The 15,925-nt window shown below is 33.2% G+C and carries 15 protein-coding genes; 6 read left to right on the top strand and 9 right to left on the bottom strand.

What is annotated here, in order from left to right:
* Position 1 precedes the first annotated feature (1 nt).
* Positions 2-448 (top strand): Spy/CpxP family protein refolding chaperone, encoded by a 447-nt coding sequence (locus A8975_RS08395; RefSeq protein ID WP_134199765.1) that lies wholly within the window; start codon positions 2-4, stop codon positions 446-448.
* A gap of 30 nt (positions 449-478) precedes the next feature.
* On the opposite strand, the gene A8975_RS08390 is transcribed toward A8975_RS08395, so the two are convergent.
* From A8975_RS08390 to A8975_RS08350, 9 genes are all read right to left on the bottom strand, one after another.
* On the bottom strand, positions 479-1,576 hold the full coding sequence (locus tag A8975_RS08390) for a WD40/YVTN/BNR-like repeat-containing protein (RefSeq protein WP_134199763.1): 1,098 nt from the start codon (positions 1,574-1,576) through the stop codon (positions 479-481).
* Between the two features lie 94 nt (positions 1,577-1,670).
* Complete coding sequence (locus A8975_RS08385) at positions 1,671-2,366, bottom strand: SCO family protein (protein WP_134199761.1); 696 nt, start codon at positions 2,364-2,366, stop codon at positions 1,671-1,673.
* The gene (locus A8975_RS08380) at positions 2,341-2,961 is read right to left on the bottom strand and encodes a toxin-antitoxin system YwqK family antitoxin (protein WP_134199759.1); all 621 of its coding nucleotides are present in this window, start codon (positions 2,959-2,961) and stop codon (positions 2,341-2,343) included. Before A8975_RS08380 ends, A8975_RS08385 begins: the two co-directional genes overlap by 26 nt.
* A gap of 15 nt (positions 2,962-2,976) precedes the next feature.
* Positions 2,977-3,720, bottom strand: coding sequence for a YHYH protein (locus A8975_RS08375; RefSeq protein ID WP_134199757.1), 744 nt, complete (start codon positions 3,718-3,720; stop codon positions 2,977-2,979).
* A 22-nt stretch (positions 3,721-3,742) separates the two neighbouring features.
* The gene (locus A8975_RS08370) at positions 3,743-4,066 is read right to left on the bottom strand and encodes an EF-hand domain-containing protein (protein ID WP_131508406.1); all 324 of its coding nucleotides are present in this window, start codon (positions 4,064-4,066) and stop codon (positions 3,743-3,745) included.
* Between the two features lie 145 nt (positions 4,067-4,211).
* A complete protein-coding gene (locus A8975_RS08365) occupies positions 4,212-4,709 on the bottom strand; it encodes an EF-hand domain-containing protein (RefSeq protein WP_134199755.1) in 498 nt (165 codons plus the stop codon).
* Positions 4,710-4,826: 117 nt separating this feature from the next.
* Positions 4,827-5,333, bottom strand: coding sequence for a hypothetical protein (locus A8975_RS08360; RefSeq protein WP_134199753.1), 507 nt, complete (start codon positions 5,331-5,333; stop codon positions 4,827-4,829).
* A 2-nt stretch (positions 5,334-5,335) separates the two neighbouring features.
* Positions 5,336-5,632 (bottom strand): hypothetical protein, encoded by a 297-nt coding sequence (locus A8975_RS08355; RefSeq protein WP_131508400.1) that lies wholly within the window; start codon positions 5,630-5,632, stop codon positions 5,336-5,338.
* A gap of 54 nt (positions 5,633-5,686) precedes the next feature.
* Entirely contained in the window at positions 5,687-6,265 is a 579-nt protein-coding gene (locus A8975_RS08350; protein ID WP_131508398.1) for an RNA polymerase sigma factor, read from the bottom strand.
* Positions 6,266-6,340: 75 nt separating this feature from the next.
* Here A8975_RS08350 and A8975_RS08345 point away from each other — a divergent pair, with 75 nt between their 5' ends.
* The 5 genes from A8975_RS08345 to A8975_RS08325 all read left to right on the top strand — a co-directional run bounded on the left by A8975_RS08345 (position 6,341) and on the right by A8975_RS08325 (position 15,902).
* Positions 6,341-7,555, top strand: coding sequence for an RsmB/NOP family class I SAM-dependent RNA methyltransferase (locus A8975_RS08345; protein ID WP_129761291.1), 1,215 nt, complete (start codon positions 6,341-6,343; stop codon positions 7,553-7,555).
* 10 nt (positions 7,556-7,565) lie between these two features.
* Positions 7,566-9,395 (top strand): endonuclease, encoded by a 1,830-nt coding sequence (locus tag A8975_RS08340; RefSeq protein ID WP_134199751.1) that lies wholly within the window; start codon positions 7,566-7,568, stop codon positions 9,393-9,395.
* A gap of 144 nt (positions 9,396-9,539) precedes the next feature.
* Complete coding sequence (gene purL / locus A8975_RS08335; protein ID WP_134199749.1) at positions 9,540-13,202, top strand: phosphoribosylformylglycinamidine synthase; 3,663 nt, start codon at positions 9,540-9,542, stop codon at positions 13,200-13,202.
* A gap of 39 nt (positions 13,203-13,241) precedes the next feature.
* Positions 13,242-15,266: an ATP-binding protein gene (locus A8975_RS08330; RefSeq protein ID WP_134199746.1), complete on the top strand. Its 2,025-nt coding sequence runs from the start codon at positions 13,242-13,244 to the stop codon at positions 15,264-15,266.
* A gap of 3 nt (positions 15,267-15,269) precedes the next feature.
* Positions 15,270-15,902 carry a response regulator transcription factor gene (locus A8975_RS08325; RefSeq protein ID WP_134199744.1) on the top strand — a complete coding sequence of 211 codons (633 nt, stop codon included), beginning with the start codon at positions 15,270-15,272 and terminating at the stop codon, positions 15,900-15,902.
* The last annotated feature ends 23 nt before the right edge of the window (positions 15,903-15,925 follow it).

Below are 15,925 nucleotides of genomic sequence, written 5' to 3'. Positions count from 1 at the left end.
AATGAAAAAGTTAATAGTATCCCTTTGTTTTATTAGCCTTTTTGCAACTGCTTTTTCTCAATCTCATGAAGAAAAAAAAGAACGCATTAACGCACTAAAAATAGCATTTATAACAGAACACTTAAACCTTACCGAAAGTGAAGCACAAAAGTTTTGGCCTATATATAATGCTTATGAGCTAGAAGAAGACATGCTACGTGAACTATCTAGAGAAAAGAAGCGAAAAATAAATAATGACATTTCTGAAGCTGAAGCTAAAGCTATTTTAGATGATCTTATAAAACTAGAAAACGAAAAACACAATTTAAGAACTGACTTTTTTGACAGTTTAAGAAAAGTGATTAGTTCAAAAAAAATCCTGCAGCTTAAAACCGCCGAAGAAAACTTTAAACGAAAAATGTTTGAAGAGTTTAAAAAACGTCGACAAGAACGAAAAAACAATCCCTAAATAATTAAAGAGCCTATTCAGGCTCTTTTTTTAGTTCTTAAAAGTAAGCTTAGAAATTCGTCCTTTTCCTGCTGCATAAGCTACTGAATCGTTTAAAAACCTTATGGTATAAAACCCTTCATCACTAAGATGCTTCCATGAATCTCCTGCATTATTAGTGTAGTCAATTCCATTAAAGCCTACAGCAACTAATTCTTTAGCATTACTATTTGGTACATATTGCACACAACTTCTATAACCTGGTCCTTTTCCGTTAGCAACCACACTCCATGTTTTCCCTCCATCTTCTGTTCGTATTTTATTGCCTATAGTATCATTAGGTTGGGTATAATCTCCTCCTATTGCAAAACCATGTTGTGCATCATAAAAATCCAAAGAGTACATTCCTGTAGTTTCTTTTCCTTGAATAATTGGAGTATCATAAACTTCCCAAGTTGCCCCTTTATCTGGTGAATATAAAATTCTGCTCGCTTTTCCTCCTGTAGCAACCCAAGTATGGTTGTCAACTATAGCAATATTAGTATCACTTGCAGCAAAAGCCGCTTCACCATCTAGAGTTTTAGGTAAATCTTCACAAGGCAATTTAGTCCATGTTTCTCCACTATCTCTGGTAATTATTACACTCATACAATCATCAGTTGGATCACCAATAGCAATACCTTCTTGGTCGTTCCAAAAATCCATAGAATCGTAAAATGCTTTTGGATGGTTTTCTTGATAAACAAGTTTAATTTCATTGTCTTCAAATTTATATAACATGGCTGGTGAAGCTATTGATAACACAAATAATGCATCTTCAATCTTATCTATTGATCTAATAGCTAGCGCTGAAGTATCTGATTTAAAAAGTCTTGACCAATAGGACAATCTTTCACCAAAATCTGAAGAACCAAATACATTTGAATTCTCTTTATTCATTTCATCAATTGATTCAAAACCAAAATTACCATTAGAACCAGCAAACCAAACTTTGCCATTCGCAATTTTAATTGCTCTAACATCTAATAATGAATCTTCTGTAATAATAGTTTCAATTTCAACACTTGTAAAACTATTGCTTCTTTTAGCTACCTTATCATTACATGAACTTAACACAATTAGCAATACAGCAACAACTAATATTCTCATCCTTAATATATTTTTATTAAAAATAGAAAAGCTTTGCGATATACCACAAAGCTTTTCACTCATCAATCAATCAAAAAAAAACTAGGTTACCAATCTAGCTTTCGTCTTTAAGTGCTTTAATATCTATTATTAATTGTTGTATTGAGGCTCTATTTAACCCATTATAGATTCCTCTTATGTGTTTATTTTTATCTATTAATAAGAAATTTTCAGTATGTAAAAAATCTTCAATGTTTTTTGGTTCGCCTAAATCATTTTCAACAAAATAATGCTCTCTACCTAAGTTGTATATATCTAATTTGTTTCCTGTTACTAAATGCCATTTATTTTCAATTACACCATGTTTTTCTGCATATTTTTTTAAAACAGGAACAGAATCTCTATTTGGCGTAACAGAATGCGACAAAAACAATACTTCATCATCATTTAAAAACGCTTCTTGTACTTTAAACATATTACTAGTCATTTGAGGGCAAATTCCTGGACAACTTGCAAAAAAGAAATCGGTAATATATATTTTATTATCAAAAGTCTTTTGGGTTATTGTGTCTCCTAGTTGGTTAACGAGTTTAAAGTCTGGGATTTTATGAAATTGCGCTCCTTCCTCTGTTCCTGGAGTTATCCAATTAGGTGTAAAAGAAGCTTCATTATAGTAAGGCAAATAGTTAACTCTACTAGTCTCTAAAGCTTTAGGGGTTTTAGGCTTTACAGTGTTATTACAACTTAATACTATTAATGCAATACAAACCGAAACGACGTCTATATTATATCTTTTTAGTAACTTTTTCATTCTCTAATTTATAACATGAATTGGAGCGCATTAGCCCAAAAACTCTTCCGTTTTTAACTTCATAATTAACATATAGCTTTCCGTTAGACAACCATGCTTTTTGCATTCCTTTTTCTTTACCATCTTCTAACCATCGTTGTTTAGCCAACGTTCCATTTGGGTACCATTGCTTTTCTTCACCTTGTTTCTTCCCGTCTTTGTAATGAACTTGCAAAGCTAAATTTCCGTTTTCCCAGTAACTTTTATAAACTCCTGTTAATTTATTTTGGTTATAAAATGAGACTGTACGTAATACTCCACGTTCTGACCAAGTTTTTGCTTGCCCTTGTCGTTTACCTTTAAAAAAACCTAGTTTTTCCTTAAGCAAATCATTTTTATGAAACTTTAAACTGTAACCATTATAAGGTTGATTATTATAATACCAAACTCCTTCTATTTGATTTAAAACCAACTCTGATTTTAAGACTTCAACATTAGCAATGGCTATAGCATCAGTATCAGCAGACAATAATACATTTACGTTTGCAGTTTTATCAGGAGAGTTACCACAACCTAAAAGAACTACCATAACAATCATTAACAATGTGGGTTTCATAATAAAAACGATTAATTAATATCCTTGATATGGTCCTGCAAATGCTAAATACGAGCCTGTTGTTGAATACACTTCATTTATAATGTGGTAATGATATTCACCATCTGGATTATGTGGTGTAGGCCCAAAATGACCTCCTGATTCATCTAAATCTGTTGGGTATTCATTTGAAGGGTAATCTCTACGTCCATAAAGAAAAACGCCATCTAATAAAATACCTACTAAATTATCATCATCATTACTAAAAGCCTTTGGTTCTAAATGATAGTGGTATACTCCTGGACCAATATGAGCTCCTGTCCAGTCTAAACTAGCTGCTGCAGCATCAAGAGGTCCTCCTCCTTCTTGATCATTAAATATTGATGCTCCACTAACCGCTATACCTATAGTATCAAAAGTTGTGGCGACAGTATTTCCTGTTAAATTAGGTGTTGCATCTACTACAATTGTTGTTGCATTATTATTACTATTCATAATGCTTGGTGTTAACGCAACATCTGGTTCTTCCATATAAAGCTCGTGACCAACTCCCCAATATACTGTTTCATGGTTTGGCAAACCTGTAGTTTCAATAACCACATTAGAACCCTCTAAAAAAATTGTTACTGCATCACTATTAAATTCTGAAAAAGCTGGGTGAAGTTCAGAAATAACTTCTTCTTCATTTGATGCTGTTGAATCGTCTCCACTAGAACAAGCAATAAAAGATACAACGACTAATCCTAAAATAATTAATATGTTATAATATCTTATTTTCATAATTTAAATCTTGATTTATTATTTAGTTTCTTCCTCTTTGAGGTCTACCTCCTCGTTCATCTCTACTAGGTTTAGGAGCATTCTTTAACTCTTCTAGACTTAAAAATCCATCTTCATTAGTATCTATTTTAGAAAAATCTTCAGCTAATGGTCCTTTTACTTCTTCTTTAGATAACTTACCATCTCCATTAGCATCCATTTCTTTAATCAACTCGGTTACATTTGGTGCTCCACCTGATTCTCTTTGCTCATTACTCTTTGTTTCTGCTGTGTTTTCAGAAGATTTGCAACTCATAAAACATAAAACTCCTATTACAGCTACTACATGATAAAATTGTCTTTTCATTTATAATTTGTTTTTTGGTTATATTTATTTAGATGCTACTTTCAATTAAAACTTGTGTTTTTTTATACCTTTATTAGCTTAGGCTATAACCAAAACAACAATTTAAAACCAAATTCTTTTAGCATCATCATACTTAATTTACTTTCTATCGCTTCTCCTTTTTCATGCTTGAGTAAAATGTTTTTAATTCTTCAAGATTAAGTTGACCATCCTCATCGGTATCAATAATTTTAAAATTATTGATGAGCTCTCTTCTATCTTTTGCGGCTACTTCTAGCTCATTTAACAATCCATCTTCATTATCGTCTACCTCTTTTAAAACCTTTTCTGCAGAAATTTCTCTAGGTTTATCCATAGATTCTAATGATGCTTCTAGCTCATCTAAATCTATCACTCCATCTTCATTGGTATCTATTTCAGCAAAATCTTCAGATATCTTGCCTCGTCTATCATTAGAGGCTTCGTCTTTATCTATAACTTTATCATTATTAACATCTAACATTTCTAAAATTTTAGATGCACTAGGTTTCTCACCTCTTTGTTGATTTCCATTACCTCTTCCTCCTCTACCTCCTGGTCCTTGAGCAAAAAGATTTATACTTGTTAAGATAAAAATGGCAGTAATTAATGTTTTTGTTTTCATATTTTTTATTGTTGTTAGATATTTTTAGATGTGGTTTTCATTTTATACTTGTGCTTAATGGTGTTAAAAAAATCACAAAAAAAAGACTCCTTTATTGGAGTCTTTTTTTTGTGATTTTTAATTTCTTGGTGGCCTAATACGATTATTCTCTTCCCTTAGAGGAGGCGGAATTCTATTAGCACCTCTATCGTTTCGTCTTAAAGCATCCATAATTATCATTTTAAATTTTTCTTTCTGCTTATCGTTGGATAATTCTTGAATCATTTTAAAATGACGAAAAACCTCTTGTTCCTTAGATTTTTCTTTTTCACCTATCAATGAAGTAATAGAGTCAATAACACTATCATTAACTATATCGTCAGATAATTTATCAAACAATTCATCCTTAAGGATTTTTATTTCATCATTTAGACGTCTCATAGCTTCGTGATGACTGATACTTTTTTTTCTAAATTCGGCTTTTTGTTCTTCGCTAAACCCTAGCTCACTAACTATAAAATCTTTATTATTCTGCTGACGTCGCTCATTTATATTAGTAGGTTTAAACATATAATTATACAAGAAAAACATGTTCATGATTACTAAAAAAACAAGTAACGAATATATAATTGTGTTTTTTTTCATGCTTAATTTAATATTGAAGATTCATTATTTTCTAACAAACCATATGATTCTGCAAAGCTATTTACATTTTCATTGTAAGTAATCTCTTTAAGTTTAGTATATGCTACAATATTCAAAACAATAACACAAGTCAAGGTTACTAGTTGCAATTTAGGCGTAAACCAAGACCACAACACCAATTCTTTTTCATTTGATACATTGTGAATTTGACGCATGACACCTTCTTTAAAAAAAGGAGATGCTTTTACGCTTCCTATTGATTCAGCAGAATCTAATACCTCTTGCACTTTTTTATTCATATTAATATTTTTAGTCTCTTTATATTTAGATGCAAATACTCAAAAAAACTTGTACTAGTATTCATTCTTATAGTAATTTTCTAGTATACTCTTTAAATTCTTCTTCGCTCTAAACATTGTTGATTCAACTGAAGATAAACTCTTATTAGTTATTTCAGCTATTTCATCATAACTCTTTCCGTCAATTTTGTGTAATGTAAACACAACACTTTGACTTTCCGGAAGTGAATTTATAGCTTTAAACAAAGTTTCATTTAATTCTTTATTTTCTAGTTGTATTCCTGGATGGTTTATTTCAGTAAAATAAGTTGTTTTGTCCAGAGGTAAAACATTTCCAGTTATTGACTGCAAAAAAGCAAATCGTTTTTTAGTATTTCTTTTTCTAATAAATTCTAAACATTTATTAGTGGTTATTCTATAAATCCATGTAGTAAGTTTTGATTTACCTTTAAACTTATCTATTGAATTGAACACCTCTAAAAACACCTCTTGAGCAATATCTTCAGCATCTTCTTTATTTGGCACAAATGACATACAGGTCCCAAAAACCTTGTCTTGAAAATCATCAATTAACTTACTATAAGCTAAAGAATCTCTACTCTTTAATGCTTGTATAAACTCCTTTTCTTCCAAATATTATATTTTCGGTAGTAAATTAAGGAAAAATCTTAGGAATTAACCGTAAATTTGCATGCTGAATTTTTTACAATGCGATTACATAGAAATTTATGTTTTGCCGTTATTGACGGCTTACACAAGATATTTAACGAAGGAGAATATGCCGACAAGGTAATTCAATCTCTTTTAAAGCGTGATAAACGTTGGGGAAGTAGAGACAGATCGTTTGTTGCCGAAACCACTTACGATATTGTACGTTGGAAACGTTTATATGCTGAAATAGCTGAAGTTAAAGCGCCTTACGACAGAGACAACCTTTGGAGAATGTTTGCTGTTTGGGCAACCTTAAAAGGTATTCGTTTACCTGATTGGAAGTATTTTGTAAATACGCCAACACGTAAAATTAAAGGTCGTTTTGATGAATTATCAAAAATTAGAAAATTTCGCGAATCTATTCCTGATTGGATTGATGAAGTTGGAATTGCAGAATTAGGTGAAGATACATGGACTAAGGAAATTGCTATGCAAAATGAGCAAGCCGAAGTTATCTTACGTGTAAACACTTTAAAAACCAACAAAAAAGACTTACAGTTAAAACTTCAGTCTGAAGATATTGAAACCGAGTTTTTAAACAACTATCCTTACGCTCTAAAATTAAAAGAACGCGCTAATGTATTTAAAACCGAAGCTTTTAAAGATGGTTGGTTCGAAGTACAAGATGCATCGTCTCAATTAGTAGCCGACTTTTTAGATGTGCAACCAGGAATGAAAGTTGTAGACACTTGTGCTGGAGCTGGTGGTAAAACATTACACATCGCTGCTTTGATGCAAAACAAAGGTCAGGTGATTGCAATGGATATTTATGAAAGTAAGTTAAAAAAGCTGAAAACCAGAGCCAAGCGTAATGGTGTTCATAATTTTGACATGCGTGTTATTGACTCTACAAAACCTATCAAAAAACTTTATGACAAAGCCGATAGAGTTTTAATTGACGCTCCTTGTTCTGGATTAGGTGTTTTACGTAGAAATCCTGATGCAAAATGGAAATTAGAACCTGAATTTCTAGACAGCATAAGAGTAACACAACAAGAGGTATTACAACAATACTCTAAAATGGTAAAACCTGGTGGCAAACTAGTGTATGCTACATGTTCGGTTTTACCTTCTGAAAACCAAAAACAAGTTGACAAATTTTTAACATCGGAATCTGGAAAAGACTTTACCTTTGTAAAAGACAAAAAGATTTTAGCCCATAAATCAGGTTTTGATGGGTTTTACATGGCATTACTTGAAAAGAAAAAATAAACCTAAATAGATGAAACAATTCTACACATTAATAGCTACTTTAATTTTTTCAACTGCAGCTTTTGCACAAATACCTGCAGGTTATTATGATAGCGCAACAGGAACTGGCTACACTTTAAAAACGCAACTACACAACATTATAGACAACCATAACGATCAAGGTTATAATGCTATGGATGGTTTTATTGCTTCTTATGATTTAGATAATTATTATGAAACAGGAAGTAACACCATTTTAGATCCTTATTCAGAAAATCCAACAGGATCAGACCCTTACACCTTCTCTCCTGTTAGTGACGAGTGTGGAAATTACAGTGGAGAAGGCGATTGCTATAACAAAGAACACGTTATTCCACAATCTGTTTTCAGCCAAAATACTCCAATGAGAAGCGATGCGCACCATCTCCTACCTACAGATGGTAGAGTTAACGGTTTTAGAAACAATTATCCATTTGGAGTAGTTGATAACAGTCAATTAGTAAGTCAAGAAGGTATTTCTAATCCAACGCAAAATGGCTCTAAACTTGGAGGCAACCTCAATAGTGGTTACTCTGCTGGTTATACCAATACAGTTTTTGAACCTATTGATGAATTTAAAGGAGACATTGCTCGTATCTACTTCTATTTTGTAACACGATACGAAGATCAAATCAGTAGTTGGGGAAGCTATGCTATGTTTGACGGAAGTTCAGACAAAGTATTAGACGATCCTTTTTTAAGTATACTTCTAACATGGCACCAAATGGACCCTGTTTCTCAAAAAGAAATAGATCGAAATAACAATATCTATTACAACCATCAGAGTAACAGAAACCCTTTTGTTGACCATCCTGAGTACGTTGAAATGATTTGGAACATAACTCCTGACACCGAAGCTCCTTCTACTCCAACCAATCTTATGGTTACTAACGAAGGTTCAACTACAATTTCTTTAGATTGGACTGCTTCAACTGACAACATAGGTGTTACTGCTTATGATGTTTATGTAGATGGTGTATATAATATGACGGTTACTACAAATTCAGCAACTGTAGTTAATTTAACTCCAGAAACCACATATTCGTTTTATGTAATTGCAAAAGATGCTGCAGGAAACGAATCTTCTCAAAGTAACTCAGTAAATGGCACCACAACTGAAGCTGGAGCTAATGGTGATGAGTGTGCCTCAGAAGATTTTGAAGACATGCCAGCAAACAGTTCGCAATATACTGATAGAACCTGGACAGGAGATAGTGGTACTTGGAACGCCACCGAAGCTAGAACAGACCAAACCATAGAAGGCAGTAGAGCTATATTAATCGATTATAGAGGCACTACTGATGGCGCATCTTTAACCTCACCTACTCTTAGTGGTGGTATTGGAAGTTTTACGATTACTACTCAACGTATCTTTTCTGGTTCTGATGGAACCTTAAATGTAATGGTAAATGGAAATCTTGCAGGCACAATCCCTTATAGCGATACTGTACAAACTACAACTATTACTGATATTAATGTTGATGGAAATGTAACTGTGGTAATTGAGGACAATAACTCAGGTGATGCCAGAGTAGGAATGGATAATTTATCTTGGACATGCTATTCAAGTTTAAGTTTACCTGAAAATAGTATAGAAGCTATTTCAATTTATCCAAACCCAGTAAAAAACAGCTTAAACATTAAACTTAACAGTCAAATCGAAACTCAAATCGACATGTTTAATGTTTTAGGTAAGCATGTTTTATCAAAAGTAATTACCAATTCTAGTACAATAAATACAGAACAACTTTCAACAGGAGTTTATATTTTAAGAATTAAACAAGGTAATTCTACCTTAAGCAAAAAGCTCATAAAAAACTAAACTTAAAAAAGCGACTCTTACAAGTCGCTTTTTTTTGTTCAAAACCTCGTGAATAAATCCTACAATCAATAATTGAAATAATCATCATTACACGAAAAAAAGTGTATTTTTGCACTTTCAAAACACAACTATAACATACGCATAATGATTCATTTCTTCGGAAACCAAAACAGCAAAGTATTTGCTGTTCAAGCCACAAAAGAATTATCAACAGAAACCATTTCTAAATTAGTATGGTTATTTGGCGACCAGCCAAAAATAGAACAAGCATCTCTCGATGCTTTTTTTGTTGGTCCAAGAGCTGCTATGATAACGCCTTGGAGTACAAATGCTGTAGAAATTACTCAAAACATGGGAATTTCTGGCATCATTAGAATTGAAGAATTCATTTCTACATCTGAAGATTTTAAAGGGTACGACCCAATGATTTCTGAAAAGTTTTCAAGCTTAAATCAAGACATCTTCACCATAAACATTCAACCTGAAGCGATTCAGAATATTGAAGATATTTCGGCATATAACCAACAAGAAGGTTTAGCGCTTAGCGACGATGAAATTGAATATCTTGAAGGTGTTTCAAAAAAGATTGGTCGTCCATTAACAGACTCTGAAGTATTCGGGTTCTCACAAGTGAACTCAGAACACTGTCGTCATAAAATTTTCAATGGAACATTCGTTATTGATGGTGAAGAAAAACCGACATCGTTATTCAAAATGATTAAAGAAACATCAAAACAAAATCCAAATGATATTGTTTCTGCATACAAGGATAACGTAGCGTTTATAAAAGGGCCTGTTGTAGAACAGTTTGCTCCAAAACGTGCAGATGTTCCTGAATATTATCAAACTAAAGATTATGAATCTGTAATTTCATTAAAAGCTGAAACACACAATTTCCCAACAACTGTAGAGCCTTTTAATGGAGCTGCTACAGGTTCTGGTGGAGAGATTAGAGATAGACTTGCTGGTGGTAAAGGTTCTATTCCGTTAGCTGGAACAGCTGTTTACATGACATCGTATTCGCGTTTAGAAGAAGAGCGTCCTTGGGAAAAGGCGTTTCCTGAGCGTAAATGGTTATACCAAACTCCAATGGATATTCTAATTAAAGCATCTAACGGAGCTTCAGATTTTGGAAACAAATTCGGGCAACCTCTTATTTGTGGTTCTGTATTAACCTTTGAACATCAAGAAGGTACTGATAAAATCGGTTACGACAAAGTGATAATGCAAGCTGGTGGTATTGGTTACGGAAAAGCAGATCAAGCCATAAAAGACACACCTAAAGAAGGTGACAAAATCGTAATTTTAGGTGGTGATAATTACCGTATTGGTATGGGAGGTGCTGCTGTATCGTCTGCTGACACAGGTGAATTTGACAGTGGTATTGAATTAAATGCCGTACAACGTTCTAACCCAGAAATGCAAAAACGTGCTGCCAATGCGGTTCGTGGTATGGTAGAAAGTGATGAAAATTCAATTGTTTCTATTCACGATCATGGTGCTGGTGGACATCTTAACTGTTTATCAGAATTGGTTGAAGACACAGGTGGGCACATTGATTTAGATAAATTACCAGTGGGTGATCCTACCCTTTCTGCCAAAGAAATTATTGGTAACGAGTCTCAAGAACGTATGGGATTAGTCATTTCAGAAAAACACTTAGACACTTTACATAAAATTGCAGACAGAGAACGTTCACCAATCTACGATGTTGGTGAGGTTACTGGCAAGCATCGTTTTACTTTTGAATCTAAAACCAATGGTGATAAACCAATGGATTTGGCTTTAGAAGACATGTTTGGTAGCTCTCCAAAAACTATAATGACTGATCATACGGTTGACAAAAACTACAGTGATCTATCCTATAATTCAGATAACTTTTACGATTACTTAGACCAACTATTACAACTCGAAGCTGTAGCTTGTAAAGATTGGTTAACTAACAAAGTAGACCGTTGCGTTGGTGGTAAAGTAGCTAAACAGCAGTGTGCTGGTCCATTACAACTTCCATTAAATAATGTAGGTGTAATGGCTTTAGATTATAAAGGAAAAGAAGGTATTGCAACAAGTATTGGCCACTCACCTATTTCAGGATTAATAAACCCTGTAGCTGGTAGTCGCAATTCTATTACCGAAGCCTTAACAAATATTATTTGGGCTCCATTAAAAGATGGTTTGCAAAGTGTTTCGCTTTCTGCAAACTGGATGTGGCCTTGTAAAAATGAAGGTGAAGATGCACGACTATATGAAGCTGTAAAAGCGGTTTCTGAATTTGCAATAGATTTAGGTATCAATGTTCCAACAGGAAAGGATTCATTGTCTATGAAACAAAAATATCCTGATGGTGATGTAATTTCTCCTGGTACAGTTATCATTTCTGCTGCTGCCAATTGTAATGATATTTCCAAGGTGGTAGAGCCTGTTTTCAAGAAGGATAAAGGCGATATTTATTATATCAATATATCTCAAGACGACTTTAAACTTGGTGGTAGCTCGTTTGCACAAATCAATAATAAAGTAGGAAACAGCACACCAAATGTAAAAAGTGCAGCTTATACCAAAACTGTGTTTAACACGATTCAGCAATTAATAAAAGATAATAAAATTGTTGCTGGTCATGATGTGGCTTCAGGTGGATTAATTACAACTTTACTAGAATTGTGTTTTGCAGATAACAATCTTGGTGCAGAATTAGATATTACTGAATTGGCTGAAAAAGATTCATTCAAAGTTTTATTTGCTGAAAACGCTGGTATCGTTATTCAATCTACAGATAACAGTATTGAAAACACATTGTCTGAAGCTGGGATTACCTTCCATAACATTGGAAAAGTAACTGATGCTGATGTATTAAGCATCATCAATGGAAGCGACGTATTTACCATGACGGTTTCAAGATTACGAGATATGTGGTACAAAACCTCTTTCCTACTCGACCAGAAACAAACTGCTAATGGTTTAGCGGAAGCACGTTACAACAACTACAAGCAACAACCACTTCAATATACATTCCCAAGTCATTTTACAGGTAAATTACCTAGTATTGACAGTAGCAAACCGAGACCGAAAGCTGCTATCTTACGTGAAAAAGGAAGTAACTCTGAACGTGAAATGGCAAATGCTATGTACTTAGCAGGTTTTGATGTTAAAGATGTACACATGACCGATTTAATTTCTGGGCGTGAGACATTAGAAGACATTCAGTTCCTTGGTGCGGTTGGTGGTTTCTCTAACTCTGATGTTTTAGGCTCTGCTAAAGGTTGGGCTGGTGCTATTAAATACAATGACAAAGCTAACGAAGTCATTAAAAATTTCTTTGAAAGAGAAGACACGCTTTCTGTTGGTATTTGTAACGGTTGCCAGTTAATGATGGAACTAGATCTTATTAATCCAGAGCATGAGCAGCATGGTAAAATGGTGCATAATGATTCTCATAAACACGAGAGCTCATTTACCTCTGTAAAAATTCAAGAGAACAACTCTATTATGCTTTCAACCTTAGCAGGTAGCACATTAGGTGTTTGGATTTCGCATGGAGAAGGTAAATTTAGCCTTCCATACTCTGAAGACAAATACCATATTGTAGCAAAATATGGTTATGCTGAATATCCTCATAACCCAAATGGTTCAGATTTTAATACAGCTATGATGACTGATAAAACTGGAAGACATTTGGTGACTATGCCTCACATTGAGCGTTCTACATTTCAATGGAACTGGGCTAACTATCCTGATGGACGACAAGATGAAGTGTCGCCTTGGTTAGAAGCCTTTGTAAATGCCAGAAAGTGGATTGAGAACAACTAATTATTTTTTTTAATTAATTTAGTAGAGAAATTACCCCAAATGAAACAACTTTCACTCGTATTTTCTCTACTATTTTTTTTATCTGTAAATGCTCAAGATTCAGATTTAAAACCACTCGTAGATCAACTAAAAACTGAAATACAATCTGAAAAGGACGATGCCAAAAAGTTATTTCTTTTAGATAGCCTAACATCGGTTGTTAGAGATAAATCTAATTTTCCTTACGACTCTATTGCACGTTCTACTATAGATCTCGCTATAAAGCTAGACTCTTTTAATATTGCGGCTTACAATACTACAAACCTTATTAATTATCACAATAATTTTTTAGGCAAACCTAAAACTGGTATTGCTATTTTCAATACCTATTTTAAAACCTTAAAAAATAATATTAGTGCTAGAAATTTAGCTAGTTTGTATATAGACTCTGGCGATAGTTATTACTTTACCAAGCAAGTAGACTCTGCAATGTCTCACTACGACAAAGCTATTACTTATGCCGAAAAAGCTAATGATAATCGGGTTAAAGGATTTGCTATTCTGTATAAAGGTTATGCCTATTCTGATGAAGGAAAATTTGCGTTGGCTTCGCAAACTCTAAAACAAGCTTCAGAAATTTTTATTCAAGAAAAAGACACTTTCAATATCATAGCTGCTAAAAACACCTTAGCCATATTGTATAGTGTTAATGGTTTTATAGAAGAAGCCCAAAATGAGCGCATAGAAGCTATAAAATTAGCCACCAAAATTAAAGGTTACGGACAGCTTATTTCACTGTATGTTAACGAAGCAAACGATTTAAAAAAACTAGGTTTAGAAACCCAACGTATTGAGAATCTTCACAAAGCTATGGTGGTTTGTAAAAAATCGAATCATTTCAATTACTTCAACCCTATTTTATTGAATGCGCTCACTATTGCTTATGCCGAAAATGATAGTTTAGAAAAGGCAAAATTCTATTTAAAAGAAGTTGAAAAAGACCAACAAAATACAGAAGGCATCCATAAAGCCAGATATTATAAAGCCATAAAAAAACTAGCTTTTGCTGAAAAAGACTACGAAAAGGCAAAGACACTTGGTATAGAGCACTTAAACATTGTCTCTACAAGTAACGACATTAAAGGAAAAAGAAAGGCTCAGAAATTCTTATCTGAAGTCTACGAAAAATTAAACAGACCTGATGAAGCACTTTCGTTTTATAAAGCTTCAAAAAAAATTGAAGACTCGATACAGTCTGTACAAAAAACCAAAGCACTAGCCTATTACCAAACGCTTTATGAAACTGCAAAACGAGACAAAAAGATAGAAGAACAAAATAGTGAAATTGCACTTCTAGATGAACAAAACAAACGCAAAAAACAAACCTTATGGTTTAGCATTTTAGCATTAATAGCACTGTTTAGTATTATCGTTTTATGGCGTTCTCGAAGATTTTCACAAAAAAAAGCACAACTACAAAAAACCTTTGCACAAGATTTAATTAGAAATGTAGAAACCGAACGCAAACGCATTTCTAGCGAACTTCACGATAGTGTGGGCCAAAGTCTGTTGCTTATAAAAAATAAAGTTTTGCTCAACGATAAGCAAAACCAAGACACCAAAATTATAGACGACACTATTGATGAAGTGAGACATATATCTCAAAGTCTTCATCCTTTTCAGTTTGAAAAATTAGGTTTATTAGCTTCAATTAAAAATACGGTTGAGAATTTTCAGAAAAACTCTGACATCTTCTATTCTGAAGTTATTGAAATCGAAAAGTTAGAAATTTCTAAAGACAAAGAAATTTTTGTTTTTAGAATGCTGCAAGAATGCTTAAACAATGTTGAAAAACACTCTAAAGCAAAAGCTTGTAACATCATGGTTGAAAACCTAAACGATTCTGTATTATTTCAAATAAAAGATAATGGTATTGGGTTTGATGTGTCTGAAAACAGTCAAATTATAGATAGCCTTGGATTAAAAACTCTAAAAGAGCGTGCCCAAATAATCGGTGCTCAGTTAAGTATTGATTCTGTTAAAGGAAAAGGCACAACGATACAAATAAAAGTTCCTAAAAGTTAAACAATGCCAACAACTATCATTCTTGCAGATGACCACCCATTACTACTTAATGGAACAAAGGAATTTTTAGAAAAAAAGTGGTTTAAAGTTATTGATACTGCAACCGACGGTAATACTGCGTACAACAAAATTTCAAAACAAATTCCTGATATTGCTATACTGGATTTTGACATGCCTAAACTAAATGGGCTCGAAGTCGCACAAGAAATACAACGCAATAAGATAAATACTAAAGTTATTATTTTAACACTTCATAAGCAAGAATCGTTACTAAACGAAGTGGGAAAAACTATACATGGATACATTACAAAAGATAGTGCTTTAGAAGAGTTAGAGCTATGCTTAGATAGTATTAATAATAACAACACGTACATAGGAAAGAAACTAAAAAGCACAGTTCATTTTGATAGCGGCACTAATACATCTATTGAAACTTTAACTGCTACCGAATTAAAAATATTAAAATACTTAGAAAAAAACCTCAACAGCACACAGATTGCCGAAGAGCTATTTATCTCTAAACGTACTGTTGAAAAACACCGAAGTAACATTATAAAAAAGCTAGAGATAGATACCACCAACCAAAATGCACTTTTTGTCTGGTTAAAACAAAACCCAGACCTTTTTAATACGTAAGCCTACGTATTTTACTACCAAAC

Source organism: Meridianimaribacter flavus (assembly GCF_004366715.1).
Taxonomy (GTDB): Bacteria; Bacteroidota; Bacteroidia; order Flavobacteriales; family Flavobacteriaceae; genus Gaetbulibacter_B; species Gaetbulibacter_B jejuensis.
Note: the sequence above shows the minus strand (reverse complement) of the source record. Positions and strands in the feature narration are given on the sequence as shown.

Bases quoted from the DNA above. Each gene is read 5' to 3' on its own strand.
- A8975_RS08395 (WP_134199765.1), top strand. From the start codon at position 2: ATGAAAAAGTTAATAGTATCCCTTTGTTTTATTAGCCTTTTTGCAACT.
- A8975_RS08390 (WP_134199763.1), bottom strand. From the start codon at position 1,576: ATGAGAATATTAGTTGTTGCTGTATTGCTAATTGTGTTAAGTTCATGT.
- A8975_RS08385 (WP_134199761.1), bottom strand. From the start codon at position 2,366: ATGAAAAAGTTACTAAAAAGATATAATATAGACGTCGTTTCGGTTTGT.
- A8975_RS08380 (WP_134199759.1), bottom strand. From the start codon at position 2,961: ATGAAACCCACATTGTTAATGATTGTTATGGTAGTTCTTTTAGGTTGT.
- A8975_RS08375 (WP_134199757.1), bottom strand. From the start codon at position 3,720: ATGAAAATAAGATATTATAACATATTAATTATTTTAGGATTAGTCGTT.
- A8975_RS08370 (WP_131508406.1), bottom strand. From the start codon at position 4,066: ATGAAAAGACAATTTTATCATGTAGTAGCTGTAATAGGAGTTTTATGT.
- A8975_RS08365 (WP_134199755.1), bottom strand. From the start codon at position 4,709: ATGAAAACAAAAACATTAATTACTGCCATTTTTATCTTAACAAGTATA.
- A8975_RS08360 (WP_134199753.1), bottom strand. From the start codon at position 5,333: ATGAAAAAAAACACAATTATATATTCGTTACTTGTTTTTTTAGTAATC.
- A8975_RS08355 (WP_131508400.1), bottom strand. From the start codon at position 5,632: ATGAATAAAAAAGTGCAAGAGGTATTAGATTCTGCTGAATCAATAGGA.
- A8975_RS08345 (WP_129761291.1), top strand. From the start codon at position 6,341: ATGCGATTACATAGAAATTTATGTTTTGCCGTTATTGACGGCTTACAC.
- A8975_RS08340 (WP_134199751.1), top strand. From the start codon at position 7,566: ATGAAACAATTCTACACATTAATAGCTACTTTAATTTTTTCAACTGCA.
- purL (WP_134199749.1), top strand. From the start codon at position 9,540: ATGATTCATTTCTTCGGAAACCAAAACAGCAAAGTATTTGCTGTTCAA.
- A8975_RS08330 (WP_134199746.1), top strand. From the start codon at position 13,242: ATGAAACAACTTTCACTCGTATTTTCTCTACTATTTTTTTTATCTGTA.
- A8975_RS08325 (WP_134199744.1), top strand. From the start codon at position 15,270: ATGCCAACAACTATCATTCTTGCAGATGACCACCCATTACTACTTAAT.